The sequence below is a fragment of the Cellvibrio sp. pealriver genome (genome assembly GCF_001183545.1).
Taxonomy (GTDB): Bacteria; Pseudomonadota; Gammaproteobacteria; order Pseudomonadales; family Cellvibrionaceae; genus Cellvibrio.
Genome location: NZ_KQ236688.1, coordinates 3,347,326 through 3,372,827, shown reverse-complemented (window position 1 = coordinate 3,372,827; position 25,502 = coordinate 3,347,326). Strand labels below are relative to the sequence as shown.

The 25,502-nt window shown below is 48.1% G+C and carries 32 protein-coding genes; 12 read left to right on the top strand and 20 right to left on the bottom strand.

Annotated features, from left to right (window positions below; all coding sequences use genetic code 11):
* Positions 1-11: 11 nt before the first annotated feature.
* From VC28_RS14685 to VC28_RS14675, 3 genes are all read right to left on the bottom strand, one after another.
* Complete coding sequence (locus tag VC28_RS14685) at positions 12-1,019, bottom strand: ArsJ-associated glyceraldehyde-3-phosphate dehydrogenase (RefSeq protein WP_049631302.1); 1,008 nt, start codon at positions 1,017-1,019, stop codon at positions 12-14.
* Between the two features lie 25 nt (positions 1,020-1,044).
* Positions 1,045-1,389: a metalloregulator ArsR/SmtB family transcription factor gene (locus VC28_RS14680; protein WP_049631301.1), complete on the bottom strand. Its 345-nt coding sequence runs from the start codon at positions 1,387-1,389 to the stop codon at positions 1,045-1,047.
* 75 nt (positions 1,390-1,464) lie between these two features.
* Entirely contained in the window at positions 1,465-1,749 is a 285-nt protein-coding gene (locus tag VC28_RS14675) for a hypothetical protein (RefSeq protein ID WP_049631300.1), read from the bottom strand.
* 93 nt (positions 1,750-1,842) lie between these two features.
* Between VC28_RS14675 and VC28_RS14670 the strand changes: the two genes are divergently transcribed.
* From VC28_RS14670 to VC28_RS14660, 3 genes are all read left to right on the top strand, one after another.
* Entirely contained in the window at positions 1,843-2,244 is a 402-nt protein-coding gene (locus tag VC28_RS14670; protein ID WP_049631299.1) for a MerR family transcriptional regulator, read from the top strand.
* 33 nt (positions 2,245-2,277) lie between these two features.
* Positions 2,278-2,604, top strand: coding sequence for a YnfA family protein (locus VC28_RS14665; protein ID WP_049631298.1), 327 nt, complete (start codon positions 2,278-2,280; stop codon positions 2,602-2,604).
* A 94-nt stretch (positions 2,605-2,698) separates the two neighbouring features.
* The gene (locus tag VC28_RS14660; RefSeq protein ID WP_049631297.1) at positions 2,699-3,838 is read left to right on the top strand and encodes a helix-turn-helix domain-containing protein; all 1,140 of its coding nucleotides are present in this window, start codon (positions 2,699-2,701) and stop codon (positions 3,836-3,838) included.
* A gap of 77 nt (positions 3,839-3,915) precedes the next feature.
* Here the strand turns inward: VC28_RS14660 and VC28_RS14655 are convergent, their stop codons facing one another.
* A complete protein-coding gene (locus VC28_RS14655; RefSeq protein ID WP_049631296.1) occupies positions 3,916-4,911 on the bottom strand; it encodes a family 16 glycosylhydrolase in 996 nt (331 codons plus the stop codon).
* Between the two features lie 103 nt (positions 4,912-5,014).
* Positions 5,015-6,184, bottom strand: a complete 1,170-nt coding sequence (locus VC28_RS14650; RefSeq protein ID WP_049631295.1) for a carbohydrate-binding protein — start codon at positions 6,182-6,184, stop codon at positions 5,015-5,017.
* A gap of 277 nt (positions 6,185-6,461) precedes the next feature.
* Here VC28_RS14650 and VC28_RS14640 point away from each other — a divergent pair, with 277 nt between their 5' ends.
* From VC28_RS14640 to VC28_RS14630, 3 genes are read left to right on the top strand one after another with little or no spacing between them, the layout of a single operon-like run.
* Positions 6,462-7,643 carry a PA0069 family radical SAM protein gene (locus VC28_RS14640; RefSeq protein ID WP_049631293.1) on the top strand — a complete coding sequence of 394 codons (1,182 nt, stop codon included), beginning with the start codon at positions 6,462-6,464 and terminating at the stop codon, positions 7,641-7,643.
* Between the two features lie 57 nt (positions 7,644-7,700).
* Positions 7,701-7,970, top strand: coding sequence for a CopG family ribbon-helix-helix protein (locus VC28_RS14635; protein WP_049631292.1), 270 nt, complete (start codon positions 7,701-7,703; stop codon positions 7,968-7,970).
* Positions 7,967-8,245, top strand: coding sequence for a type II toxin-antitoxin system RelE/ParE family toxin (locus VC28_RS14630; protein WP_049631291.1), 279 nt, complete (start codon positions 7,967-7,969; stop codon positions 8,243-8,245). The genes VC28_RS14635 and VC28_RS14630 overlap by 4 nt, the downstream gene beginning before the upstream one ends.
* A gap of 47 nt (positions 8,246-8,292) precedes the next feature.
* On the opposite strand, the gene VC28_RS14625 is transcribed toward VC28_RS14630, so the two are convergent.
* Positions 8,293-9,321: a hypothetical protein gene (locus tag VC28_RS14625; RefSeq protein WP_049631290.1), complete on the bottom strand. Its 1,029-nt coding sequence runs from the start codon at positions 9,319-9,321 to the stop codon at positions 8,293-8,295.
* Positions 9,322-9,800: 479 nt separating this feature from the next.
* On the opposite strand from VC28_RS14625, the gene VC28_RS14620 reads away from it, so the two are divergent.
* Both VC28_RS14620 and VC28_RS14615 read left to right on the top strand, forming a co-directional pair.
* A complete protein-coding gene (locus VC28_RS14620) occupies positions 9,801-10,751 on the top strand; it encodes a LysR family transcriptional regulator (RefSeq protein ID WP_049631289.1) in 951 nt (316 codons plus the stop codon).
* A 91-nt stretch (positions 10,752-10,842) separates the two neighbouring features.
* Entirely contained in the window at positions 10,843-11,535 is a 693-nt protein-coding gene (locus VC28_RS14615; protein WP_049631288.1) for a glycosyltransferase family 32 protein, read from the top strand.
* Between the two features lie 58 nt (positions 11,536-11,593).
* On the opposite strand, the gene mapR is transcribed toward VC28_RS14615, so the two are convergent.
* The 5 genes from mapR to VC28_RS14590 all read right to left on the bottom strand — a co-directional run bounded on the left by mapR (position 11,594) and on the right by VC28_RS14590 (position 15,678).
* Complete coding sequence (gene mapR / locus VC28_RS14610) at positions 11,594-13,006, bottom strand: GntR family transcriptional regulator MpaR (RefSeq protein WP_049631287.1); 1,413 nt, start codon at positions 13,004-13,006, stop codon at positions 11,594-11,596.
* Between the two features lie 5 nt (positions 13,007-13,011).
* The gene (ccoG, locus tag VC28_RS14605; protein ID WP_049631286.1) at positions 13,012-14,394 is read right to left on the bottom strand and encodes a cytochrome c oxidase accessory protein CcoG; all 1,383 of its coding nucleotides are present in this window, start codon (positions 14,392-14,394) and stop codon (positions 13,012-13,014) included.
* 165 nt (positions 14,395-14,559) lie between these two features.
* Positions 14,560-14,856: a type II toxin-antitoxin system RelE/ParE family toxin gene (locus VC28_RS14600; protein ID WP_049631285.1), complete on the bottom strand. Its 297-nt coding sequence runs from the start codon at positions 14,854-14,856 to the stop codon at positions 14,560-14,562.
* Positions 14,853-15,128 carry a type II toxin-antitoxin system Phd/YefM family antitoxin gene (locus tag VC28_RS14595; RefSeq protein ID WP_049631284.1) on the bottom strand — a complete coding sequence of 92 codons (276 nt, stop codon included), beginning with the start codon at positions 15,126-15,128 and terminating at the stop codon, positions 14,853-14,855. Before VC28_RS14595 ends, VC28_RS14600 begins: the two co-directional genes overlap by 4 nt.
* Before the next feature lie 82 nt (positions 15,129-15,210).
* Complete coding sequence (locus VC28_RS14590) at positions 15,211-15,678, bottom strand: PACE efflux transporter (protein WP_049631283.1); 468 nt, start codon at positions 15,676-15,678, stop codon at positions 15,211-15,213.
* Positions 15,679-15,777: 99 nt separating this feature from the next.
* On the opposite strand from VC28_RS14590, the gene VC28_RS14585 reads away from it, so the two are divergent.
* Positions 15,778-16,704, top strand: coding sequence for a LysR family transcriptional regulator (locus VC28_RS14585; protein ID WP_049631282.1), 927 nt, complete (start codon positions 15,778-15,780; stop codon positions 16,702-16,704).
* Between the two features lie 124 nt (positions 16,705-16,828).
* The gene (locus VC28_RS14580; RefSeq protein ID WP_049631281.1) at positions 16,829-17,446 is read left to right on the top strand and encodes a PEP-CTERM sorting domain-containing protein; all 618 of its coding nucleotides are present in this window, start codon (positions 16,829-16,831) and stop codon (positions 17,444-17,446) included.
* 28 nt (positions 17,447-17,474) lie between these two features.
* Here VC28_RS14580 and VC28_RS14575 read toward each other — a convergent pair whose 3' ends face one another.
* The 7 genes from VC28_RS14575 to VC28_RS14545 all read right to left on the bottom strand — a co-directional run bounded on the left by VC28_RS14575 (position 17,475) and on the right by VC28_RS14545 (position 23,485).
* On the bottom strand, positions 17,475-18,068 hold the full coding sequence (locus VC28_RS14575; RefSeq protein ID WP_049631280.1) for a YceI family protein: 594 nt from the start codon (positions 18,066-18,068) through the stop codon (positions 17,475-17,477).
* Between the two features lie 96 nt (positions 18,069-18,164).
* Positions 18,165-18,722, bottom strand: coding sequence for a cytochrome b (locus VC28_RS14570; RefSeq protein ID WP_049631279.1), 558 nt, complete (start codon positions 18,720-18,722; stop codon positions 18,165-18,167).
* Positions 18,723-18,993: 271 nt separating this feature from the next.
* Positions 18,994-19,389, bottom strand: coding sequence for an acyl-CoA thioesterase (locus tag VC28_RS14565; protein ID WP_049631278.1), 396 nt, complete (start codon positions 19,387-19,389; stop codon positions 18,994-18,996).
* Positions 19,390-19,482: 93 nt separating this feature from the next.
* Positions 19,483-19,980, bottom strand: coding sequence for a hypothetical protein (locus tag VC28_RS14560; RefSeq protein ID WP_049631277.1), 498 nt, complete (start codon positions 19,978-19,980; stop codon positions 19,483-19,485).
* A gap of 193 nt (positions 19,981-20,173) precedes the next feature.
* Positions 20,174-21,547, bottom strand: coding sequence for a TRAP transporter large permease (locus VC28_RS14555; protein WP_049631276.1), 1,374 nt, complete (start codon positions 21,545-21,547; stop codon positions 20,174-20,176).
* Positions 21,541-22,092, bottom strand: coding sequence for a TRAP transporter small permease subunit (locus VC28_RS14550; RefSeq protein ID WP_049631275.1), 552 nt, complete (start codon positions 22,090-22,092; stop codon positions 21,541-21,543). The genes VC28_RS14555 and VC28_RS14550 overlap by 7 nt, the downstream gene beginning before the upstream one ends.
* A 115-nt stretch (positions 22,093-22,207) precedes the next feature.
* Positions 22,208-23,485 (bottom strand): M48 family metalloprotease, encoded by a 1,278-nt coding sequence (locus VC28_RS14545; RefSeq protein WP_369799058.1) that lies wholly within the window; start codon positions 23,483-23,485, stop codon positions 22,208-22,210.
* 100 nt (positions 23,486-23,585) lie between these two features.
* Here VC28_RS14545 and VC28_RS14540 point away from each other — a divergent pair, with 100 nt between their 5' ends.
* Together VC28_RS14540 and yaaA are read left to right on the top strand one after the other, a co-directional pair.
* Positions 23,586-24,068 carry a DUF4265 domain-containing protein gene (locus VC28_RS14540; RefSeq protein WP_049631273.1) on the top strand — a complete coding sequence of 161 codons (483 nt, stop codon included), beginning with the start codon at positions 23,586-23,588 and terminating at the stop codon, positions 24,066-24,068.
* Positions 24,069-24,113: 45 nt separating this feature from the next.
* Positions 24,114-24,902, top strand: coding sequence for a peroxide stress protein YaaA (gene yaaA / locus VC28_RS14535; RefSeq protein WP_049631272.1), 789 nt, complete (start codon positions 24,114-24,116; stop codon positions 24,900-24,902).
* 163 nt (positions 24,903-25,065) lie between these two features.
* On the opposite strand, the gene VC28_RS14530 is transcribed toward yaaA, so the two are convergent.
* Both VC28_RS14530 and VC28_RS14525 read right to left on the bottom strand, forming a co-directional pair.
* On the bottom strand, positions 25,066-25,254 hold the full coding sequence (locus tag VC28_RS14530; RefSeq protein ID WP_049631271.1) for a DUF4177 domain-containing protein: 189 nt from the start codon (positions 25,252-25,254) through the stop codon (positions 25,066-25,068).
* Entirely contained in the window at positions 25,254-25,484 is a 231-nt protein-coding gene (locus tag VC28_RS14525) for a type II toxin-antitoxin system antitoxin (protein WP_197085537.1), read from the bottom strand. Before VC28_RS14525 ends, VC28_RS14530 begins: the two co-directional genes overlap by 1 nt.
* Positions 25,485-25,502: the final 18 nt, after the last annotated feature.

Genomic DNA, 25,502 nt, shown 5'->3' with positions numbered 1-25,502 from the left:
GAAAAAATTATTTAATCCCCCAATCCCACCAGTTTTGCCAATTCCGCCGTGCGATTGGCATAACCCCATTCGTTGTCATACCAGGCATAAATTTTTACCAGGCTGCCATTCACCACCATAGTAGAGAGCGCATCCACAATGGATGACAGTGGATTGCCACAAAAATCGCTGGACACCAATGGCCGTGTTTCATAACCCAAAATATCTTTCAAATAAGTTTCACTCGCTGTTTTTAACAGCGCGTTTACTTCCTCTACGCTGGTTGCGCGCTTTACTTCAAATACACAGTCAGTCAGTGAACCAGTAGCAAGCGGAACACGCACCGCGTGGCCATTTAATTTGCCGCGCAATTCGGGAAATATTTCTGCAATTGCGGTGGCTGAACCGGTTGAAGTAGGAATTAAATTGGAGTGGGATGCACGCGCGCGGCGCAAATCTTTGTGGGGTTGATCCAAAATCGATTGGGTATTGGTTAAATCGTGAATGGTAGTGATGGCACCGTGCTGAATGCCGAGTTGCTCATGAATCACTTTTACCACCGGTGCTAAACAATTAGTGGTGCAAGACGCGGCTGTCACTATGCGGTGTATCGCTGCATCAAATAAATGTTGATTAACACCCATCACTACATTTAACACACCCGCTTCTTTAACCGGCGCGCTCACAACAACACGTTTTACACCTTGATCCAAATAAGCCTGCAGTAATTTCACCTCGCGCATTTTGCCGCTGGCTTCAATCACCAAATCACATCCACTCCAGTCGGTTTCAGCAATAGTTTTATTGCGCGTAAATTTAATCGATTTTCCGTCAATAATAATCGCATTGTCATCTGCACTGGTTTCAGGTGCCCACTGACCTTGCACTGAATCGAATTTTAATAAATGCGCGAAAGTCGCGGCATCACCCGCAGGGTCATTGATTTGCACAAATTCAAATTCCGGCCATTGCCAACTCGCACGCAATGCCAAACGACCGATACGGCCAAAGCCATTAATACCGATTCTGATTTTTTTCATGTTCGCGCTCACAATAATTTGATTATTAACAACAGCGGTTTGGGCGGTCTTCCATCGCGCACAAGCGCTGGTGATTTTCCTCTAGCCACTCATGGTTGGCATCCAGTAGCGTTTTCAAGGTTTTGGTAACCCATGCCGGTAATTCCGGATGCAAGCGGTAATACACCCACTGCCCTTTGCGGCGATCAGCAAGCAAACCGGATTCGCGCAAAAGTGCCAGGTGACGGGAAATTTTCGGTTGGATTTCATCGAGCGCGCAGGTGAGTTCACAGACGCACAGCTCTTTTTCACGCGCAACCAACAGTGCAATGCGCGCGCGCGTTGGGTCTGCGAGGGTTTTGCAGAGTGAATCGGGGGTGAAAAGGGACATAATCGCGATGCCTGAATATATGTTTATTTGAATATATGAAAAAACGTATATTCAGGCAAGCGTTACTTGTTATGGTTAGGTTTTGTTGGTTGGATCAGTAGGGCTGCGGCACTGGTTGGAACCACAGCATTTGGCAGGGTTGTCACAGCAGCGTTGGCGCTTTGTGTAGCGGGCATACACCCAGCCGAGCACCAAAAGCGGTAAGAGACAGAGAACTAACTCCAGTAATTGCGGTGACCAGATTGCAGCAGCAATACCGGCAGCCGATATACCGCTAAACACAATATAGGCTGGTATTGCGCAGCAGCCGATACATGCCAAGGCAGTGCCAAACACTAACCATGCTTTTGATTTATTCATAACAACTCCGCCCAATTTAAATGTGTGATTGCGAAGTGATAAGGTTAAAATCTGGAGCTGCTACAGATTCAAGTACTTTATGAGGGAATAAATATGTTGGGTATTGGTGAGTTGTCGCGCACAACCGGTTGCCCCATAGAAACCATCCGCTATTACGAGCGTTTGGGATTGTTGGATAAACCCCACCGCACTGAGGGCGGTCACCGGTTATATAACCTAACGCAACAAAAGCGTTTGCAGTTTATTGTGAAAGCGCGCCAGTTGGGTTTCAGTTTGGAAAAAACCCGCGAGTTATTAAGTCTCTCGGAAAATAACACCCGCTCTTGTGACGATGCGTTGCAATTGGTTGAAAATAATGTGGCAGACATACAACAGAAAATTACACAGCTGCAATTAATGGAAAAAAGTTTACGGGAATTAGCGGGAGGTTGCCGGAGTTGTTGCCCTAACGCTAAAGCACCCGATTGCAGCATTATCGATGCACTCGCCCATTAATGTTATGGGCGCGCCAGTTTTTTGGAAAATTCTATGCTCAAAACAACCTTGTTATTTGTCGCCACTGCGCTGGCTGAAATTATCGGCTGCTTTTTACCTTACCTGTGGTTGCGAAAAGGCGGCTCTATTTTGTTGCTATTGCCTGCCGCAGCAAGCCTCGCGCTATTTGTGTGGCTGCTTACTTTGCACCCCGCCGCAAGTGGCCGTGTTTATGCGGCGTATGGTGGTGTGTATGTCGCCGTCGCATTGCTCTGGTTGTATTTTGTCGATGGTGTAAAACTCTCGGTTTACGATTGGGTAGGTGCCAGTGTGGCGCTGTTGGGCATGGCAATTATTGTGTTGGGTTGGCGTGATCACTGAGTGATATGCAACCAATTTCAAAACGCTGACGTATCTCTCTGCTAAAATTTTTCTATCTACTAATAAAACCACTATAAAAAGACTCAAACCAACCATGAAAACCCCTATCTTCAATATCCATGATCTGATTCTGCTGCTCACACTCGCTGTCTGTGTGCTGTTGGTCATTTTTCAGTGGTTGCTATCCAAGCAAAAAGCGATTGCTTCACATCTGTTGTCGGGTTTTTTTGTGTGCGTGGGTGCAAGTGCGCTGTGTAATTTATGGCTGTGGAATGATTACATTGGTTTGGATAGCGGATTGGCAAAGATGATGTTGTCGCTGGGGTTGGTGACCGCGGTGGTAGGCAAAAGTATTTATTTATATCTGTATGTGGTGTCTATCACGCGCGCGAATTTTTCGTTGCGTTTAAAAGACAGCATGCATTTATTGCATTTGTTCGTGCTATTAGGTTGGATTTTATTGGGCGGTTTGGACAGTGATAGATTGCGTTATTTACCCAATAGCCACACAGATCTTACCCTCAGGCTCACCGGTTTTGTATGGCACTATTTAAAATTCTTGCCTGTGGTCTATGCCTTTGCTGCAGCCTTGGAAATTTATCGTTACAAACAACAATTAAAAGAATTTTATTCCAGCTTGAGTTTGCAGGGGCCTTATTGGCTGTTGTTGTTGACCTTGGGGTTTGCGCTGAATTGGTTGTGGTCGCTGGTGGTTCATCTGCTGGGGCAAACCGTGAGTTTCTCCATCGCCGACAGTTTCGGTATTTTTGATAATTACATTACCTTTTTGTTGGTTAACGCGCTCTTTGTTTACAGCTTGTTGTATGCACATCAACTGTTAGAGACCAAAGACAAGCCCAAAGAAAAAGAAGTTGCAGTAGCAGTAGAAATATCGCCGGAGGCAATTGCGCGCATCCGCAACACTATGGAAAAGCATCAGTTGTATTTAAAACAGAATTTGAATATTGAAGATTTTGCGCGGCAGGTGGGTATTCATTACCGCGAGGTATCGAACATTATTAACAAAGAGTTCAACACCAATTTCTTTGAATTTGTGAATGAGTACAGGGTAAATAAGGCCAAGCAAATGTTGCTTGACCCCCAATGTTCCACTATGACGATACTGGATATTTTGTTGGAGTCAGGATTTAACAGTAAATCGTCATTTCATCGGTTTTTTAAACGCTATACGGGAATGTCGGCAGCGGAGTTTAGAAAACAACATCCGCTGTAATCCCCCTCCCGTCGTCAAGACTTTTTAACTCCCTCTCCCTTCTCTTTTCCGTAAATGGGAGAGGGTTGGGGTGAGGGTTATTTTTTCTCGCGACGAACCAACAATAATCCACACAGCGCAATCAAGCCGAGCAAGTTAAATGCGCCACCGCCACCGCCAGATCCGCCCGATGCTTTTGACGTGGCGACAGACGATGCAGCGGCTGAACTGGCTGCGATAGAACTCGCAGTGGAGCTGGACGCTGCAGAGCTGGAAACGGCAATGGAACTTGCAGCGGAGCTGCTGGTGTTTGCAGGTTCATCTGCCGGTGGTGTACCTGTGTAACCTGTTGCGTTTTCTTTGGTGAGTGCGAGCACTAGAATGCCGTCTTTGATCACCACATTTTCTGGCGCAAAATCCACGCGGTTGCCGTCAAATGTCCAGTTTGCTTTGCCCCAGCGTGTGGTATCCAATGTAGTGAAATCATCGCGCCATCCACCTTCAAATGTTTTGGTGGTGTTGTTGTAAGCTTTGTAATCGATGTAATTTACAAACTGATACACGGGCAGCACGCTGTCATCCCACGCGCCTACCCAAGGCACTGAATCCGATGCCCACAAATTAAACCGTAAACTTTGCGGATTGGTGAGGCTGGTGACGGTGCTGGTGCCGGTGATGCGGCGCACTTCTACGCCATCCAAATACCAGGCGACGTAATCCGGCGTCCACTCCAGTACATAAGTGTGATACGCATTGGCGAGAGATGTATTGGCGTTGTGCACTTGCTCGGTGTGAAGTGTTGGGCGTGAGCTGCCGAGAATAATATTACTTTGCCATTCGGTTGCGTTATTTTTTCCGAACACTTCAATATCAATTTCTTCCCAAAAAGTATTGCCGACTTCCGAGCCATTTTTGTAAGTAAAAAAAGTGGATAACACGCCGCTGGCATTCGCCACACGCATGCGAATTTCGTAACGGCCATACAGATAACTTTCACTGGAATAAATTTCTGCGCCCTTGTAAGCCTTGGCATGAACGAGATGACTAACCAATCCGGCAGTGACGGTTAACAACACACACAACAAACGACGCATAACGTTTACCTCATCAACAAACAATTAAAAATCGACATCAAAAAAACAGTATTAAAAAATGGGAGTGCGAGCAGTGCCCGCCTCTCCCAAGGGCTAAAACAGATTAAATTTTAGTGAGCTTGATCCAATCGATATTAAAGCCGCCAGTGTTGGCGTAGATCGCCAAACTTTGCACACCTGCATTCAAATACACATTGTGTGAAATCACTTGATAGGTTCCCCAGCCACCGGTGTTGGGAACACTAATGGTGCCCAAGCCAACGCCGTTTTTATCGAGTGTAAATTGCGCCGTGGTCAGTGCCGAGGCGACTTTGTACTCCACGCGATAAGTCCCGGCCTGCGGGATATTCACATTGTGGTATTTGAACCATTCGCCGGCATCGATATAACCCACAACTCCACCCGCCACATTGACGCTACCACCCACTTCATTGAAGCTTTCTGCTTCAATAAAAACGGTAGGTGCGGGCGTAGAGCCGTTATCGGCCGGAGGTGTGCCGGTATAGCCGGTTTGGCCTTCGCGGGTCAGTGCCAATACCAAAATGCCATTTTTTACGACGACGTTATTGGGGTCGAAATCCGCCAGGTTTTCACCAAACGTCCAGTTGGCTTTATTCCAGCGATTGGTATCGAAGCTGTTGAAATCATCGCGCCAGCCGGTGCCAAAACTATTGGTAGAAGCATTCCAGGGTTTGTACTCGATGTAATTTACGAATTGATAAACCGGCAGTATGTTCGGGTTCCAAGCCCCGACCCACTCGGCGATATTCGCCGCCCACAGATTGAATCGCAGATCTTGCGGGCTGGTCAGGCTGGTGACGAACTGGCCGCCGTTAATGCGGCGCACTTGCGTGCCGTTCACAAACCAGGCGATGTAACTGGGTGTCCACTCCAGTACATAGGTGTTGTAACCATCGCCCAATGAATAAGGCATGGTGTGCACCCCTTCGGTTTTGGTGGTGGGGCGATTGGTGCCGATAATCACATTGCTCTGCCATTGGGTGGCGTTGTTCTTGCCGAAGATCTCGATGTCGATTTCTTCCCAGAAAACCCCCGGCTGTTCCGATCCATTTTTGTAGGTAAAGAATGTGGACAATACCCCGCTCCCCTTGGCGACGCGCATGCGCATTTCATAGCGGCCGTATTTATAGGTTTGCTTGGAGTAGATTTCCGCCGCTTTGTAAGGCTTGGCAGTGGCGGCGCTGGTGATGCTAACGCCGATCAGGGTGGCGAGCGCAAAGAGCACGCCGGTATAGCGATTGAGAGTGAACATAGCGAGTACCTTTTATCTTTATTAGAAAACGCTTGAGTTTGTCGTTGGGTGGCAACCACTGAATGCCACAAGCGTATCTTGTGGGCAGGTACAGGGCGCGTCGCACCAGTTTGAGCACTAAACGTAAAATGATGCGCTGCAAACCGACAATGACACCCAACAAACGCAAAATCCTGCTCACAGATAAAAGTCGTACCTTGCCAAGCAGCCGCTATGAAGCGCAAAATACTGTTTTTATATACAGTAAATTGCACTGCAGTAATTCGGGGGTGGTGATATGGCGGCTGATGATCATGACTATGTAGACCCGGAATCAATAGGCTCAGAATCGATAGACCCGGAATTGTGGATCGTCGCCAAACCCCAAGCGCAAAAGGGGCGCGGTGCAGCGAGTAACATTGCCGGCCGTTTTGAAACCCAGCTGATTGAAACCGTGGACGATGGCTGGCAACCCCATGAGGATGACACTGACATCCGCCCCGCGTTAAAAACCCACGTCACCCCCGAGCTGGCCAAGAGCATTTTGAGCCGCAACCAGTCGCCGGATATTCCATTCAGCGTCTCCATCAATCCCTATCGTGGCTGCGAACATGGTTGCGTCTATTGTTTTGCACGCCCGACCCACGCGTATTTGGGGCTATCGCCGGGGCTGGATTTTGAAACCCGTCTGTACGCCAAAACCAATGCCGCGGATGTGCTGCGCCGTGAACTCGCGCAGCAGAATTATCAGCCGAGCCCCATCGCCTTCGGGGTGAACACCGATGCCTACCAGCCCTGCGAGCGCGAGCTGAATATCACCCGCCAATGTCTGGAGGTGTTTCATGAGTGCGACCATCCGGTGGGAATGATTACCAAATCGGCCTTAATTGAACGGGATATTGATTTGCTGCAGCCGATGGCGCAGAAAAATCTCGCGGCAGTCGCGATTACCATCACGACGTTGGATCACAGCATCGCTCGCATTTTGGAGCCGCGCGCCGCATCGCCCACTCGCCGCTTGCAAACTATCGAGCGTTTGGCGAATGCGGGCATTCCCACCATGGTGAGTGTTGCGCCAATTATTCCGTTTATTACTGAGCAGGAAATCGAGCGCGTATTAAAAGCCGCCGCCGATGCAGGCGCGACTGCCGCCGGTTATACCGTGCTGCGCTTGCCGTGGGAGATCAATCCGCTGTTTCAGGAATGGCTGCAAATCCACTTTCCCGAACGCGCCGCGCGGGTGATGAACCGCATCCGCGATATGCGCGGTGGTAAAGACTACGATGCAAATTTTGCCACGCGCATGCGCGGCGAAGGGCTGTGGGCCGATATGATCCGCCAGCGATTTTTAAAAGGCCTAAAACGCTACGGCCTCGATAAAAGCCGCCGCTACGGCGAACTGGATTGCACCCAATTCCGCAAACCCCTACACATCCCCGCCACCCAAAAGTCCGATGGGCAGATGGATATTTTTGGTTGAATCCAACATTGGTAATCACTATGATTAATTTCTAATCACTGTGATTAAGAGACTGTTATGGCTACCGCAGACACCAAAGTAATAACCGCCCATGTTTCCCTGCCAATGGCTGAAAAGATTGATGAATTGGCTACGCGCCTTGAGCGTTCACGTGGTTGGATTATCAAACAGGCGCTAGCAGCCTGGATTGATCAGGAAGAAGAGCGCAGCCGCTTGACCCGGGAGGCGCTTGACGACGTAGATCAGGGGCGAGTTATTGATCACCACTCTGTGCAGGCGTGGGCTGAAAGTCTGGGTACAGACAAACCCTTACCGGTACCCAAATGATGCAAATCGAATGGACAAGTAAAGCGCTCATGGATTTGGCGCGGCTCTACGATTTTCTCGCTCCCCTCAATCTACCTGCCGCTGCGCGGGTTATCCAGAACCTCACCCAATCACCTGTCAAACTGCTCGCTAATCCGCGTATTGGTGAAAAGCTGGATGAATTTTTACCGCGCGAAGTTCGTCGTATCCTGATTGGCGCTTATGAGCTGCGCTATGAAATCCATGCTGACACTCTTTATGTATTACGTGTGTGGCATACCCGCGAGCAGCGCTGACTCCCGCGCACAGTTCGTCGCATTTAATGCTGGTAAATTGCCACAGGTCAATCTGGTAATAGTTGCGAATCCAATTGCGCTTCAGGTGCGGCAAAACCGGGGAGCGGTGTGAGCAGTAAGACCAGTGCCATCGCAATAATTGGTACATGGCCGAGTAATTCTTCTGGCCCCAGCACAATTCCGGTCAACGTAAAAATAATCACAATTAACAGCGATGCAATGCGCGGTGCAATATTGGCCACGAGCAATACACCAAAGCACAGCTCGGCCATGCCTGCACCAAAAACAAAATGGGTATTGGTAAAACTGTGCCAGCCAAAATAGTGTGGGAAATTAAACACCGGATACTCATGCAAAAATGCCAGGCCATAACCGGGGTGCAATAATTTGTCATGGAAGGTGAGAATAATTAATTGCAAACCCAACCCAAATTGCACAATGCCGACAGCCAATGAGCGATGTTGAATGCGATATTGTTTGCCGAAAAAGTTCATATTTAAACGCCCCTCTGCATACCGCGGGCTGGTAAAAAACAGTGCGATGCTCAGCGCAATTAATTCCGGTGCGTAATCAATCGCACTGGCGATAGGAAATAATAAAAATAGCGAAAGTGAAAACACAAAGAGTGCCAATGCAAACAGGCTGACATCCACAATCAATAACAATATCAACAGCGCCTGAACCAGTGCGTATTCAAATGATCCGCCATCGCGCACGAAATTGGGTGCAATAAAATGCCCTTGCAGTAAATTGGCGAGTAGCAATATTCCCAGTGAAAATTTTAATAAGGTGTTGATGTAGCGCGATGGATTTTTCATCCAGAGTTTACTGACAGGTGCATAAAGAAAATCATAGCTGCGTATGTTTTGCCGTGCGTGCCGCTGTAAGAGGCTGGCGGCTGCTACAAATAAAAATGCACCGGTAAGGATAAATGCAAAAAGACTATCAAAGAAATAACCGGCTTCAGTAAAGGCGTGACTGTCATCGACAAACCATTTAACGTGCGCGTGCGCCATCTGCGGAAACAGTGCTGGGGCAAGGCATAAGACAAGCCATAAAGAGAGGCGGCATTTCATATCAAGGCTCCTTTTATTCGTTATTCAGTAGCAGGGCGAAGATACTATTCGTCAACAACCTATTTGCAGAGTGAAATTATCGGGACACTGCGTTGCAGCTTTGATACGCGCGCGGCGGTGATTTGGGCTGTTATTTGGAGGGAAGCTGTGTTAAATAAGCCGCGGTAGTTTGTGGTCACCGTTTATTGTTCACATCAGCAAACGGTTTAGCGCTATGGAGATAAAAAATAAAACGGAATTGCGCGACCAAACCCAAAAAAAGCCTCGCGGGAATACGGTTAACAGAAATAAAAAAGCAATGACGATACATTGCAAACCACACTAAGACCAATACACCTCATCAGGAAATTTGATTGGCCTGCATGATAATTTAAGTGCCAGCCAATCCAACCTAGCGATTTGCCCCAGCAAACAGAGGTTCTACAGAACTCAGTAGAGCAGTACCTTTATTTTCTGCGTCAACTTTTGTTGAGGGGTTTATGGTATCCAATGTTAATTTAAACGACATTTATATTTTTCATGCCGTGTCAGAATTAAACAGCATCACCGCCGCGAGCAAGCAATTAAACAGCAGCAAACAAACCATCAGCCGCAAATTGGCACAGTTGGAAGCGGCATTGGGCGTGACGCTGATTGCGCGCAATAGCCGCTATTTCCAATTGACCAGTGCGGGGCAGGCTTACTACCAACACTGCTGCCAGATTATCCAGCAGATTGAATTGGCCAATGCGCAGGTACAGGCGCACCAGACGGCACTGGAAGGCAATATCAAAATCAGTCTGCCGCACGATTGCAACAGCAAAGCCATTTGTAATTACCTGATGACGTTTATGGAAAAACATCCGCGTATCAAATTGGATATTAATGTCTGTGACCGCAACAGTTTTGCATTGGGCGACGGTTTTGATCTGGCGATCCGTTTGGGCGAGTTAGAGGATTCATCGCTGGTCGCGCGCCGTTTGGGCACGATTAATTACGGTTTGGTCGCGAGCCCTTGTTACCTGAAAAAAATCAGCCCGCCGCAAACAGCCGATGATCTCGCGCGTCACACTTACATTATGGTGAGCAAAAGTTCGGGCAATACTGGCCGCGATTCGCCGCTGCAACAGTGCCGGCAATTAGTGGTCAATGAATTTATCCTTGCCAAACAATTTGCCAGCCAAGGCTTCGGATTGGTGCATTTGCCTTTATTTATGTGCTACGACGAACTGCAAAGTGGCGAATTGGCGACGCTGCCGCTAGCAGAATGCCGGGAGACAAAAACCCTCAGTCTGGTGTTTCCCAAAGATAAATACATGCCTGGCTATGTGCGGCGTTTTATCGATTATCTCGTGGATATGTGCCGCGACCGCGAGCTGTGGCTGGTGGATCACGACCAATATCTTTATCAATCACCCACGCTCAAACAGCGAAGAACCGGTCAGGGTTGAGCGGCTCCTTTTTTACTGGCATAGCAATTGCAAACATTAAAACTAAGCGCTGTATTCCGGTTTTAATCGCCAGATGAAAAAGGAAAACGCCATGATTCCGAAAATCCTGCACCAATGTTCCAAGTCCTACGTTTGGGAAGAGCGTCAGCTAACGCGTCGCGCGCGCGCATTAATGCCCGATTTTGAATACCACGCCTGGACCGATGAAACCAATCTCCAGCTTGTGCAGGAGAAAGCGCCGCAATTTCTACAAGATTATTTACGTATTCCGGTGGGAGTAATCCGTGTGGATATTGCGCGCTGCTTGTATCTGTACGTGTATGGCGGAATTTATTTTGATACCGATTATGTTTTCTATAAACCGATTAACCAAAAATTTCTTAATAATAAATGTGTATTAGCGATTGAAGAGCCGGAATGCAAAAGCATTGGCGGTGGCGCAAAACTGGGCAATGCCTTTATGGCATCGGAGCCGGGCTTTGAGATGTGGTTAAAATTTATCGAACAGATTTTTGCCAAGCATCGCGCCGGTGAAACCAATATTGTGTTTCTCAGTGGCCCGCATGCGCTGACATTATTTTTGCAGGAACATCCGCACTATAAAGACGATATTACAGTGATGCCCAGCTATGTTATTTATCCGGAATTTGCAATGGCTAAACTGACCGCAAAAAAAACTGCGCACACCATTGGTGCGCATTTGTGTTGGGGTTCATGGCGCGGCAAGCCGATGATGCAATATCTGCGCAGCCGTTTGCGCCGCTGGATTTCGGCGGTGGTGTAAACTGCGAGTCTATTCATTAGAGCGGCGAGTCAGGGCATTAGCACAGCGAACCCAGACGTTAGAGCAAGGAAGTAATTAATTTCCCTAATGTTGCGAAAGCATCATCCATTTCTTTATTCCACGCATAACCGTAATTCAACCGGATGCAATTGCGGAATCGCCGCGTTGCAGAAAAAATTGGCCCGGGAGCGATACTGATGCCCTGCGCCAATGCCATGGAAAATAATTGCAAACTGTCCACCTGCTCTGGTAATTCCACCCACAAAAAATATCCGCCAGTTGGGCGTGTAACACGCGTGTCTTTAGGAAAATAAGTGGCAATCGCATTCAACATGCACTGTTGTTGTTGCTCCAACGAATTGCGCAGTTTACGCAAATGGCGATCATATCCGCCCTGCTGTAAATAATCGGCCAAAGCCGCTTGCGCGGGAACCGAAGGCGATATGGTTGTCATCAATTTCAAACGCTGTATTGGTTCCGCATAGCGGCCAGCAGATACCCACCCTACGCGATACCCGGGAGCAAGGTTTTTGGAAAAAGAACCGCAATGCATCACCAAACCGGAGCGGTCAAATTGTTTGATGGGTTTGGGCGGTGTTACACCAAAATACAATTCAGCGTAAACATCATCTTCAATTAAAGGCACTTGATGGCGATGCAATAATTCGCACAGGGTTTGTTTTTTTTCATCGCTCATGGATGCGCCGAGCGGATTGTGAAAATGGCTCATCAGCCAACAGGCTTTAATCGGCAAACGCTGTAAGCTGTCTTCCAGTGTTTGTAAATGAATACCGTCGCGCGGGTGCACAGGAATTTCTACCGCTTTTAATTGCAAGCGCTCTAAAATTTGCAGTGCAGCATAAAAAGTAGGTGTTTCAATGGCGACCAAATCACCCGGTTGGGTAACCACTTGCAAACATAAATTCAATGCTTCCAATGCGCCATTGGTAATCACCAGTTCTTCTGGCGCGTGCATTACACCATTCACGCGATAACGCAATGCAATCTGCCTGCGCAAGTGCGGGTTGCCGCTGGTGATATCGGTGAGGATGCGGTTGGCAGGCATTTGCTGCAGGCTTTTATTCATGGAGCGCGCCAGGCGCGCCAGTGGAAATAAATCCGGGCTGGGAAAGGCAGAGCCGAGCGGAATGATATCCGGATCTTTGATTGAACCTAACACTGAAAAAACCAGTTCGCTGACATCCACCGGTGTGGTCTCTGTCAGTTGCGGACACATCTCCGGCTCGGCTAAATCCTTGTTGGCCTGCGCGCACACAAAATATCCGGAGCGCGACCGCGCTTGTATGAAGCCGCGGCTCTCCAATAAATAGTAAGCCTCAAAAACCGTTGCAGGGCTTACATCATAGGTGCGACTGGCACTGCGCACCGAGGGCACTTTTTCATTTGCAGTGAGCACGCCCGCGCGAATCAATGCAGCAATTTCATCGGCGAGCTTTTCGTATAATTTCATAAAAATTATTGCGCAGGATACATAAAATTGGCGGCCTCCCGATTGGGCAGAAGCGGTGTGGAATCGTTTACCAATTCAAAATCAAAATGAATCATACCGGCGGCCTGATGAAGTGATGACGGCATTTTTACCGTGACAGGAAAATCATAAATTTCACCTGCCTTGAGTGTAAATTGATGCTCGCGCGATAACGATAGGCCCTGCGCATTGTGCAACTGCAATGTGTAACGCGCGGGCTGTTGGGTTTTATTCGTCACTTTCAAACGATACACGTTGAGAATATTGCCATCGCTCGTGTGACGATAAATCACACTGCGGTCTTTCACAACGCTCAAATCGACTAATTCACGCGCGTTTAATGACATGAATAACGCCGCAAGCATAACGGCGATGATGGCACCATAACCCAATAACCGCGGGCGCAGAATTTTCTGCGGCTCGCCAGCTAATGCAGCCTCGGATGTGTAGCTGACCAGCCCGCGCTCGTAACCCATTTTATCCATCACATCATCACAGGCATCGATACACGCAGCGCAACCAATGCAATCCATTTGCAAACCATCGCGGATATCAATACCGGTCGGGCACACTTGCACGCACATGTAACAGTCGATGCAATCGCCAAGGCCAAGTGCTTTGTGATCATCGATTTTTTTGCGCGAGCCGCGCGTATCGCCGCGTGCTGCATCGTAAGCAATGACCAAAGTGTTGCGATCAAACATCACACTTTGGAAACGCGCATAAGGGCACATATGCACGCACACTTTTTCGCGCACCCATCCGGCATTTACGTAGGTGAGCGATGCCACTATAGCGACCCAAATCGCACTGCTACTCAACCACTCCAGCTGTGCAAGGTTATGCACCAATTCGCGCACCGGCACAAAATAACCCACAAAGGCGATGCCGGTAGCGAGGCTCATGACAATCCACAGCAGATGCTTGCTGCTGCGTTTGAATAATTTGTTTGCTCCCCAAGGTGCCTGTTGCAATTTCATGCGCTGGTTGCGGTCGCCCTCGGTAATGTTCTCCGCCCACATAAATGCCCAGGTCCACACGCTCTGCGGGCAGGCATAACCACACCACACCCGGCCAGCAACCATCGTAACGGCAAATAACAAGAGCGCGCCAATAATCATCGCGAACGACAACAGCATAAAATCCTGCGGCCAAAAGGTGGTGCCAAACACGTGGAATTGACGCGTCTCCAAATCCCACAAGACGGCTTGGTGGCCGTTCCAATTAATCCAGGATGTCCCAAAAAACAGCAGCGCTAAAAAACCGGCACCCAATAAACGCAAGTTGCGGAACCGGCCGGTAAAACTGCGCGTGAAAATTTTGCCTTCAGGCAAGGTGCGGGTGGGGATCAACAACGGGGAATCGCTCATAACGGCCTCATGCGCAGATAACTGAACAAGGCCACTATGCGCCCGAATCTGTACTGAAAACAGATTCAGTTTAGGTTAAAAAAACCGGATCAGTTTTTTATAGTAGAAAGAGAAGCTGTGGAAAGAGAAGTTACAGAAACAGGATTTATGAATGGTGCCGTAGATTCACAGAAAACGCTCGTGAGCGCTATGACGGATATGAAGTACATCAACCTGTTGGTTGTGAATCCGGAAAAGCACACGGTAATTGCCGATAATCAAATGCCTGATACCCATTTGCACATCAATATCTTCAGCGGCGATGGGACACCGCTCTGCCATTAACGACAGCGTTTCAATCGCTTCTATTAAACCAAGGTACCAGCGCAGGGCATTTTCCGGAGAATCTTCTGCTATTTGCAGATAGCGTTGCTCAAGATCCTTTTCTGCGGTGGGTTTGATGTGAACGCGATATTCCTTCAACGTTTTATTCCGTATTTTGCTTCGAACTCACGGGTGAAATTGGTTAACTCACGGCCTTCTTCAGCAAGCGCTTTGCGGATATTGAGGATGCTATCGGCATATTCTGCCAAGGCTGCCATCTTTTCGTAGCTTTCGGCATCCTGAATGACGACGGCTGCTTTGCCATTGACCGTCAGTATTTCAGGGCGCTTGCTTTCGTTCAGGCGTTTGATGTGTTCTGCCGGTTTGCGGCTGAAATCGGTCACAGTGTAGATGTCGGAGCTGTGAAACATACTGAACCCTCATCACAGAGAATAAACGGTTTATTCTCTGTTTTAATCTATTTTAATCCCTTGGGCAAGTTAAAAAACCGGATCAGATGGCGGTAGATTGCAGCCTTGCGGACGATGGCAAGCCAAATACGGCATCAAACACCCAGGTGAATACGAAGGTGTACACCAGAAAAAACACCAGTAAACCCAAGTCTATCAATAGCGCCTGCCAAAGGCTGACGCTGTACCACCAGGCAACCAAAGGCACCAATAGCACCAGTAAACCGCCTTCAAACCCTATTGCGTGGCATATGCGCATACCCAGGCTGCGCCCCGGTTTTGCACGGCGTGATTCCCAGCGTTCAAACAGGCTGTTGAAGACGAGGTTCCAGATGATCGCCAAGGCCGATGCCGCCACCGCCAGCCCCAAGGATTCAGCGGTGCCTGTGTTGCTCATCAACATCAATAGAATGGTGGAAAGCAGTATCGCAATCAGCTCATAGAGCGCGACGTATACCACACGGCGCTTGGCTCCTTGTAAGGGGCGAGTTTGAACAGAAGCACTTTGCATCACAACCTCTTCATCTGGGTAAGATGTTGATATTTTCTAAAGTTTTAACTGACAGAAAAAGTTAGCTAATATCAGTTTTTCTGAAAGGTGGGGTTGGCGATGAGCAAAGCATTCAATTCAGACGCGGTGCTGGTATTTCTGGCGGTATTGGATACCGGCTCTTTTTCTGCCGCGGCGCGCCAGCTGGGGCGAGTGCCGTCAGCTGTGAGCATGGCGATCGCCAATCTGGAGGCGGAGCTGGCGCTGGAGTTATTTGAACGCAGCGGTCGCGAGCCAAAACCCACCGCCCATGCGCGCGCGCTGGAGCCGCAAGCGCGCTTGTTGATGGGGCAAATGCAGCAGCTCAATACCCAGGCGCTGGAACTCAGCCAAGGGTTGGAGCCGCGCCTGACATTGGTGATCGCCCCCGAGCTGCAATCCACCCAGTGGGTGAAACCTTTGCAAGTATTGGCGAAGGAATATCCCTCGCTGGACGTGCGCATCATCACTGCACCGCAAAGCGATGCACTGGATTTATTGCATCGCGGTGAAGCGCAGCTCGCGCTGGTATTTGAGCGCCCTGCCGCCGATGGGCGCGAGCGCTTTCAGGAAGTGGGGCGCGAGACATTAGTCGCCGTGATTGCGCGCAACCATCCCCTGCTGCAATTGCTGTCGGACTCCGGCCAGTTGCAGGGCGATCAGTTGCGCCCGGTGCGCCAGATCATCGTCGGCAGCCGCCATGAAGGCACAGGGCTCGCCACCAGCGAGCAGTTTTGCGTGGCATCGGATCACCACTGGCGGGTGGATCACCCCGAGGCGGCACTGCAACTGGCTCTGGCCGGATTGGGTTGGAGTTGGTTGCCACGCGCCTGTGTGCAGCCGTATCTCAACGGCCAATTATTGGTGGAATTACCCATGGGCAATTTCACTAACGGCGAAGAGTTATGGGTGGATCTGGTGTGGTCGCGTGAGCGCCCATTGGGTTTGGGCGCGCAGCGCTTTGTTGCGTTGATGGGTGAGCAGTATCGGCAGGCGGCCGGCAGGTAGTGGCAAAAATGTGAATTGCTACTGGTAAAGCCTGTTCAGATTGTATAAAAATCAATCGACTCTTTCGGTCAAGTCCTCTCGCTCCCTTCAATTGTTCGCCCTGCGTTTGAACCAGGAGGTTCGTATGTGTGTCGTCACCAAGTTTCGCAACATTGCTGTGCTATTAGGTTTATTGACGGGTACCACTGCCCAGGCAGTGACGATTAATTTTGACGATCGTGAATATATCCCCACGCCGATTTTTGATCATTTTGGCGATCACCCTCTCTCCGATGAATATGCCGACCATGGCTTAATCATCGTTGATGGTTTTCTCGCAACCTATCGCTCACCATCAGAGCCCAGCGTCTCATCACCAAATTATTTGTTGATGGGGCACGGTGGTAGTTTGTTGTTTGTTGATCGGTTCCCGACGATGGTAAGCCTGTATGTGTCTTCTTATCTTGGAGATAATATTTATATCGACGCGCTAGATGCCGATGGCAATGCGTATTCTAAAACCACAGATGGATTTAATCCGCACACGCCGACACCTTACACACCCAATCAGCTTGTGAGTTTCTATTCACCCGCTGGCTTTCAGCGGCTGCATTTTTCCAGTTTTTTTGATGGGCGGGTCAATGCCGGCATTGATGATTTAACCTTTACCTACGCACATTTACCTGAGCCGTCGTCGGGTACATTATTGTTGTTGGGTTCAGGTTTTTTATTGTGGCGCGCGCATAAAAAAGCCCGGCGATAAGCCGGGCTTTTGTGTTCACACGTGGAAATTATTTTTTAATACCTTCAATTTCCAATTCCAGTTTGACCACTTCTGATGCTGGGCCCAAATCCATTTTCACGTTGAAATCTTTTAATTTGATCTCAGTCTCACCGGAGAAGCCAGCGCGGTAACCGCCCCATGGGTCTTTACCTTCGCCAACTTTTTCTACTTCAATGGTGATGCTTTTGGTTACGCCATTGAGAGTCAAATCACCGATGATGTCAAACTCATCTTTGTCATCCACTTTAATAGACTTGCTCACAAAGGTCGCTTTCGGGAATTTTTCAACATTCAGGAAATCATCGCTACGCAAATGCTTGTCGCGCTCGGCGTGGTTAGAGTTAACACTGGCGGTGTCGATAGTGACATTCACAGTGCTTGCTTCTGGTTTAGCAGGGTCGTAGGTAAATTCACCTTCAAATTTATCAAAACGGCCAGTCAGTACGCTGTAGCCCAAATGCTTGATTGCAAAATTGATCGATGCGTGCGCACCTTTGGTATCAATCACATAAGTGTCAGCCATGGTTGGCAAACTCATCAAGCCAACGCTGCTAACGGCTAATGCGAGAAAAGATTTTTTTAATAAGGATTGTTTTAACATTGTGTAAACTCCTTTGAGGTTCATCGAGTTGAGTGAAACGTTTTAAATTAATGTTGTTTTAAGTTAAGTGTTGATTGAGACAATAAAATTCAATCATCAGACATCGGATTTTTTAACAGGTTTAATCATGCGTACCAAGGTTTTGTCGCGCATCACAAAATGATGCATCAGCGCACCCAGTACATGCAGTACAACCAGCGCGATAATTCCCCAGGCAAAATATTCATGCAATTCACCGGCAAGATCGACATTGCCCGCCTCCAGTTCAACTAGAACGGGGAACTTCAGCAGATTAAACATGCTCGCCGGTTGGCCTTCCGCTGTGGTAATTAAATAACCACTGATCAGCACCACAAAAATGAAAAGATACAAACCGATTTTAACGAGTTTTGCGGCAAGGTTTTGTGCGCGTTTTGCGGTAAGTTCAACCGGGGTTGGGTTGGCAATGCGCCACACAATGCGCACCAGCATCAATAATAAAACAACCAAGCCGAGGCTCACGTGCAACTCGGGGCCTTTGTGATACCAGTCGTCGTAGTAAGTTAAATCCACCATGTAAGTGCCCAATCCAAATAAAAACAGAATGAGCAGCGCACTTATCCAATGAATCAGAATGGAAACCAAACCGTAACCACTGCGCGAATCTTTTAACATCCCTAGCCTCTGCGGAAAGCCTGTTTATTTGAATATGCACAAAATGAAAAACAACGTGAAAAGACGATACACGGTAACAGATGACAATAACAAGGTCGTTTAAGTCTAGCGGAGCCCGGCGGGAAAAACACAGGTGCGGGCGTAAAGAAAGGTTTAACTGAATAAGTAGTGAGTAATCAGGGAGTTGGAAAATTTTTAATAATCATAAGCGCACAGAATACGCGCAGACCCATCAGATTTTTCGTTTGTTATCATCCAAAATTCAGGGCATTTATTCAGGGTTTTTCAGCACCGGCCGCTTGCGACCCTGCTCATCAATCGCCACATACACATATTCGCCCTGCGTCACCTGACTGATTTTGTGAGTCAGGAAATCTTTAATCCATACTTCCACCTTTACGCGGATAGAGGTATTCCCAATGCGCAACGTACTGGTGTAACAACTGATAATCGCCCCCACCGGCACCGGCCGCATAAACACCATACTCCCCACCGCCACCGTCGTCACCCGCCCCTGCGCAACTTCATTCGCATGTATCGCGCCAGCAATATCCATCTGCGCCATCACCCAGCCACCAAAAATATCGCCAAAGGGGTTGGTATCCCCCGGCATGGTGATAGTTTGCAACGCGATGGTGCCGGTAGGCGTAGAGTTAAATTCTTGCATGATGGCGTAATCTCCAGAGGGCTGTGGCAAGTATAGCCCTCTGGGGTGATTAGCGAGTTGTAGAAGGGATAATTGCTGTATATAAAGTTAAATTTATTTGTCACACATCATGTTATATGCTGATGTAAACCCTATTAAGTTTAGACTCTTTGTCTCCCAGCCTGAATTTCCATATTTCCCAGCAACTTTCATGCTCGAACCGTTTTTCATAGCATTAATATCTTCAGCATTTATTTCGAAAGAATAGTATCTACTATCTGTAACCATGTCTGATCCGCTGAGGTAAGTAGAATATTTTCCAGTTTTGTTTTGTGTGTGCTTCTCATCAATTAAATATCTTATTTCTGCGGAAAAACTCAAGCTTTCAAATCCATAAGATCCTCCCTTCATGTTTAGCTCGCCGCATTGGAATACAAAATCATCTTTGATTATTTGAATAACCTTAACAGTAGAGCTATCAAATGGGTCTACTTGCTTAGTTAGTGCAATCCAGCCATTGTCTAATTGTTGGGTCTTTATTTCAGCGATTGCATTTGAAGTACTGAAAGCAATGATGCTATAAAAAAAATAAGAGAAAATATTTCTTTTCATTCTGGTGCCTTTTGTTAAGGATAGATTTTTTATCTAATTATGAAGAATCAGGTTTTTCTGTTGTATGTATTATTATTTGTTTATTTTGGGAGTGTAGTGATCATTGCTGAGAAGGTAAATCAATTTATTGGAGTCTATAGTTAGCACAAAAGGTTTAATTGATAACTATAAGTTCTAAGAGTAAGTCGTTGGCTTACATCTGCTCCGGCAACCAGGTAATAATCCCCGGCCAAATAGCCATTACGCATAACAGTAATAGTTGCAGTGCGATGAAGGGTACAACGCCGCGATAGATTTCGCTGGTTTTGATGCTGGCGGGTGCGACGCCGCGTAAGTAGAAAAGTGCGAATCCGAAGGGTGGTGTGAGGAAAGAGGTTTGCAGATTTACGGCGATCATAATGCCGAGCCAAATAGGGTCTACACCCATGGCGAGTAATACCGGTGCGACGATTGGTACGACTACAAAAATAATTTCGATAAAGTCCAGAATAAATCCGAGTACGAACATCACCAGCATTACCAGTAATACAGCAGTAAATACACCGCCCGGTAATTGACTGAAAAAGTTGTGTACCAATTCTTCGCCACCAAAGCCGCGGAACACGAGTGAAAATAAAGATGCGCCGATCAGGATCATAAAAATCATGGCGGTGATTTTTATGGTGGATTGTGAAACTTCACGCAAACGTTTTATGCAAAGTTGTTTTTTTCCGAGTGCTAACAAACAGGCACCGAGTGCACCTACGCCAGCCGCTTCGGTGGGTGTGGCGGCACCAATTAAAATGGAGCCGAGCACTAAACCGATCAATAACAGCACCGGTAATAAGCTGAACAAAATTTTAATGAAGGGTACTTTTTCTGCATTTTGGTCGATGGATGTGCGCGGAATAATTTGTGGGCGGAAAAAGGCAGTAAAGAAAACATAGAGCATATAGAGTGCGACCAGCGCTAAACCGGGCACTATGGCGGCGACAAATAAATCGCCAACGGAAATGGTTTTGGGGTTGAACACACCGAGTTTTAATTGCGCTTGTTGGTAAGCGCTGGATAACACATCGCCCAATAACACGAGTGCAATTGAAGGTGGAATAATTTGCCCGAGTGTTCCTGTTGCGCAAATAGTGCCGCAGGCAAAGCTGGGCGCGTAACCGCGTTTTATCATAAGCGGCAGCGACATCAAACCCATAGTCACTACTGTTGCACCTACAATACCGGTGCTGGCGGCGAGCATGGCACCCACAGCGATAACCGAAATACCCAACCCCCCGGGTAAACGCCCACAGGCTTTGGACATGTTTTCCAATAAATCTTCCGCAAGGCGGGATTTTTCCAACACTGTGCCCATAAATACAAATAGCGGAACAGCCACTAGCGTGTAATTGTTCATAATGCCGTACAGGCGCGTGGGAAAACTTTTTAATAGATTCGGATCAAACACACCGCCTGCAATTCCTGCACCTGCAAACACTAATGCAACGCCTCCTAGCGTGAGTGCGACGGGATAGCCGAACATTAAAAAAATACATATCGCTGCAAACATGAACAGCGGGATCAATTCAATTAGCATGATGCTTCCTCCTGCGCTGGAGCAATGTTCATCAGTACTAATAAATTGCGCAGCAATTCGGCAATTGCCTGCAAGCTCACACTGACTGCCATTAATGGCAGTAAGCTTTTCAATAAATACACACCGCCTAATCCACCAGAATCGGTTGAACCTTCACGAATACGCCAACTTTCCTGCACAAAATCCCAACTGCCCCAGCCGATAAATATCATCAATGGCAAGGTGAATACCAAACTCCCCAACACTTCCACCCATGCACGCGCACGTAGCGATAATTTGCGATACACAATATCCACCCGCACATGTTCGCCCTTTTTTAAGGTGTAGGCTGCGCCCAACATAAACACCAATGCATGCATGTAAGTGACGGACTCTTGCAGTGCAACAGAACCAATACCAAACACATGGCGCAAGGTAACGACAGTACAGGCCACCAGCACCATAATGCCGGTAAGCCAAGCGGTAGTCGTGCCGGTGTATTCGGCGATGGAATCGAGCGCGCGCACAAATTGTTGCGCAGGAGAAATATCAGCGGAGTGGTTCATGATGGAATTATTATCGTAATAATGTGTGTCGATTATAAATACAGGCGCTATTGGTGTTGTGTATTCCAATAGCGCCTGCGAATTTTAAATAAAAACAACAATGGTTAAAAAACGGTTACTGCAATTTACCCAATTTGCCTTTGGCGGCTTCACCAATGTCGCCGCCGCCCTGCGCTGCTTGTTGGTAATACTGCGCGGCTTGTGAGCGGTTGCCTTTGGCCATATTCACTTCACCCAAATAATAGGCAGCAATTTGTGTGGGCAAATAACGCGTGCTGGTGAGTAAATCTTTTTCGGCCATATCCTGTTTGCCCAATTGGTTGTAGGCAATACCGCGGAATACATAAGGCTTGAAATATTTCGGGTTGGCATCCACTGCGCGGTTCAGTGCAGTGACCGCCTCGTTGGTTTTATCCTGTTGCAATAACAGTTGGCCTTTCATCTCCCAGAATAAATTTTCTTTGGGTTGTTGGGCGATGGATTGTTCAACATAGGTCATTGCATCGATATATTTTTTCTCGCCTGCGAGTTTCTGCGCTTTTTGATAATTCTCGTAGGCTTTTTTGTCTTTATTTACTTGCGCCATGGCGCGTTGGAACGCGGCCTTGTTGCGTACACCGCCGGGATGTTTAGCGGCTAATGCGCGATTTTTATTCACGCGTTCTTGTGAAGGTGGATGGCTGGCAAACAGGCCTTCGATAAAACCGGCGTTTCTGCCTTCCGATAACTTCACAAATATTTCTTGCAGCTCGACGGCGGCTTGCGGGTCATATCCCGCTTTAATCATGTACTTCATGCCCACCGCATCGGATTCCAATTCATGGTCGCGGCCGTATTTGGCTTGCCATGCTTGCGATCCCACCGCCAGCGCACCCATGCCCAGCGCGCCGTATTCGGGTTTTTTCTCGGCAATCGCAACACCAGCCAGCAGCACACCGGCACCCATCAATACATTTTGGGTTTGTTGTTGCGCACCGTGGCGGGCGGCTGCGTGGACAATTTCGTGGCCCATCACTGCGGCGAGTTGTGCTTCATCTTCCAGATAGACTAACAAGCCGCGGTTAATGGCCAGCTTGCCGCCGGGCATCGCCCAGGCGTTAGGGACATCGTTATTCAGCACCACAAACTCGTAAGGCAAGTCGGGGCGGTCACTCACGGCGGCGAGCTTCTTGCCCACTTGCTGCACATAGGTGGTGAGGCCGGGATCGACCACGTATTGGCCACCTTGCGATTGTTGTGCCGGCACATAGTTCTTGGCACCCGTGGCCACTTCCTGCTCGGGCGACATTAGGGAAATCTGGCTTTTGCCAGTCACCGGATTGACCACGCAGCCAATCAGTGATGAGGCGATAGCACCCCATACAAACAAAGGGACAAACACACGTGAAAGCATTTTCATAGTAAGACTCCTTGTAACAGAGATGGGTATAATGCCATAACTCCCTTATCAGACACCGTTAAAGGTGCCTTTTCTCACAAGTGAACGCCCATTTATGAAGTCCTTGCAAGTGATCGAACTTTTTGCCGGTATTGGCGCGAATGGCCAGCCGATTGTTGAACAGCTCCACGTACGCGAATTGGATGATGGCAATTTCCAATTGGTGCAATCGCCCGCATTTGCCAAAGGCCTGGCCAGTGGCGATGTGGTGAAAATGCTGGCCGATACGCGCGAATTTGATTTGGTGCAGCGCAGCGGCAACTTGAGTATCCGTGTCTTCAGCCGCAACGATATCCAAACCCTTGCCGATGCGCTCACGCCCGAACTGGAAAAGCTTGGTGGTGAACTGGACCGCGAAACGCCGCGTATGTTGGTGTATTCCATCCACGTGAGCTGCGGATTTACTGCGATTGAAAATATCCTCAACGAATTTGTCGGCCGCGATGGCCAAAGTGCGTGGATGTACGGCAATGTGTACGACCCTACCGATGGCCAAACACCGCTCAACTGGTGGCAAGATCTGTTAAAACCGGAATAATTTTTTTGCTTTTTCGCTATCGTTCGCTGGTAACCCGATTTATTTATGCTGCATCTAATCTCCCCCGCTAAAACGCTGGACTTTGAAACGCCAGCAAAAACCGCTGTGCATACGCAACCGCAATTTTTGGATCACTCGCAAGAGTTGATTAAAGATTTGCGCGCGCTTACACCGCCGCAAGTATCCAAGTTGATGTCGATCAGCGAAAAACTCGGCGAATTAAATGCACAGCGTTTTTTGGAGTGGCAATTACCCTTTACACCGGGCAATGCCAAACAAGCGGTGCTCGCGTTTAAAGGCGATGTGTACACCGGCATGGAAGCGGAAAATTTTTCAAAAAGCGATTTCACTTTTGCGCAGCAACATTTGCGCATTTTGTCAGGCCTGTACGGACTGTTGCGCCCGCTCGATTTAATCCAACCCTACCGTTTGGAAATGGGCACCGGCTTTGCCAACGCGCGCGGTAAAAATTTGTATCAGTTTTGGGGTGATATCATCACCGATCAACTTAATCAGGAATTGGATGCGCAAAAAGAACGTGTAGTGGTCAACCTCGCCTCAACCGAATATTGGAGCGCAGTGAACACCAAAAAATTGCACGCAGAAGTGATTACCCCCGTCTTTAAAGATTGCAAAAACGGCCAGTACAAAATCATCAGCTTCTTTGCCAAAAAAGCGCGTGGCATGATGAGTGCCTACATCATCCAAAATAAATTAAAAAAAGTAGAGCAACTGAAACAGTTTGATACCGCCGGCTATCGCTACGATGAACGTTCGTCTTCACCGAAGGAGTGGGTTTTCTTGAGGGATGAGGCGAGAGAAGAAATAGTGTGAATCACTCCCAGTCTCCCGACTACGTGTCCTGTTTCAAAGGAGAAACTTACTATATTGGGACTCGTCATACCCGCTTGCGGGTATCCATAGGTTTTAAAAATGGACTCCCGCGAGCGGGAGTGACGATCTGGCAGCAAGTGATATTGATGTGGAAGTGAGAAAATTATCTCTGCCGCTTTAATACTGCGATCACACCCACTGGCGCACCAAAAAATGATCCGGGGCAAATACTCACTAATTCCCATCCCTCACGCCCCAAGCCATCCAACTGTTGAGTAAGTGCTTCCGCATCAATCGCGCCGGAAAAAAAGCTGCGTTTTTTAAAAGTAATTGTTTTGTATTCCCAACGCATTATTTGTCTCCTTCTTCGTTAGTCTCGTCGTTATCAAATTGGCCACTGTCGGTTGGCTCAAGATCAGTGACCACTTTCTGGATCAATTTCACGCGGCCGCTTTTTACCAATGCATCGCGCAATACAAATTCAATTTGGGCATTCAAACTGCGCAAGTCATCATCCGCCCAGCGCTGCATAGCGGCGATGACTTGTTCATTAATGCGCAGTGGAAAGGATTTTTTACTCACCTGAATCACCTGTTAATA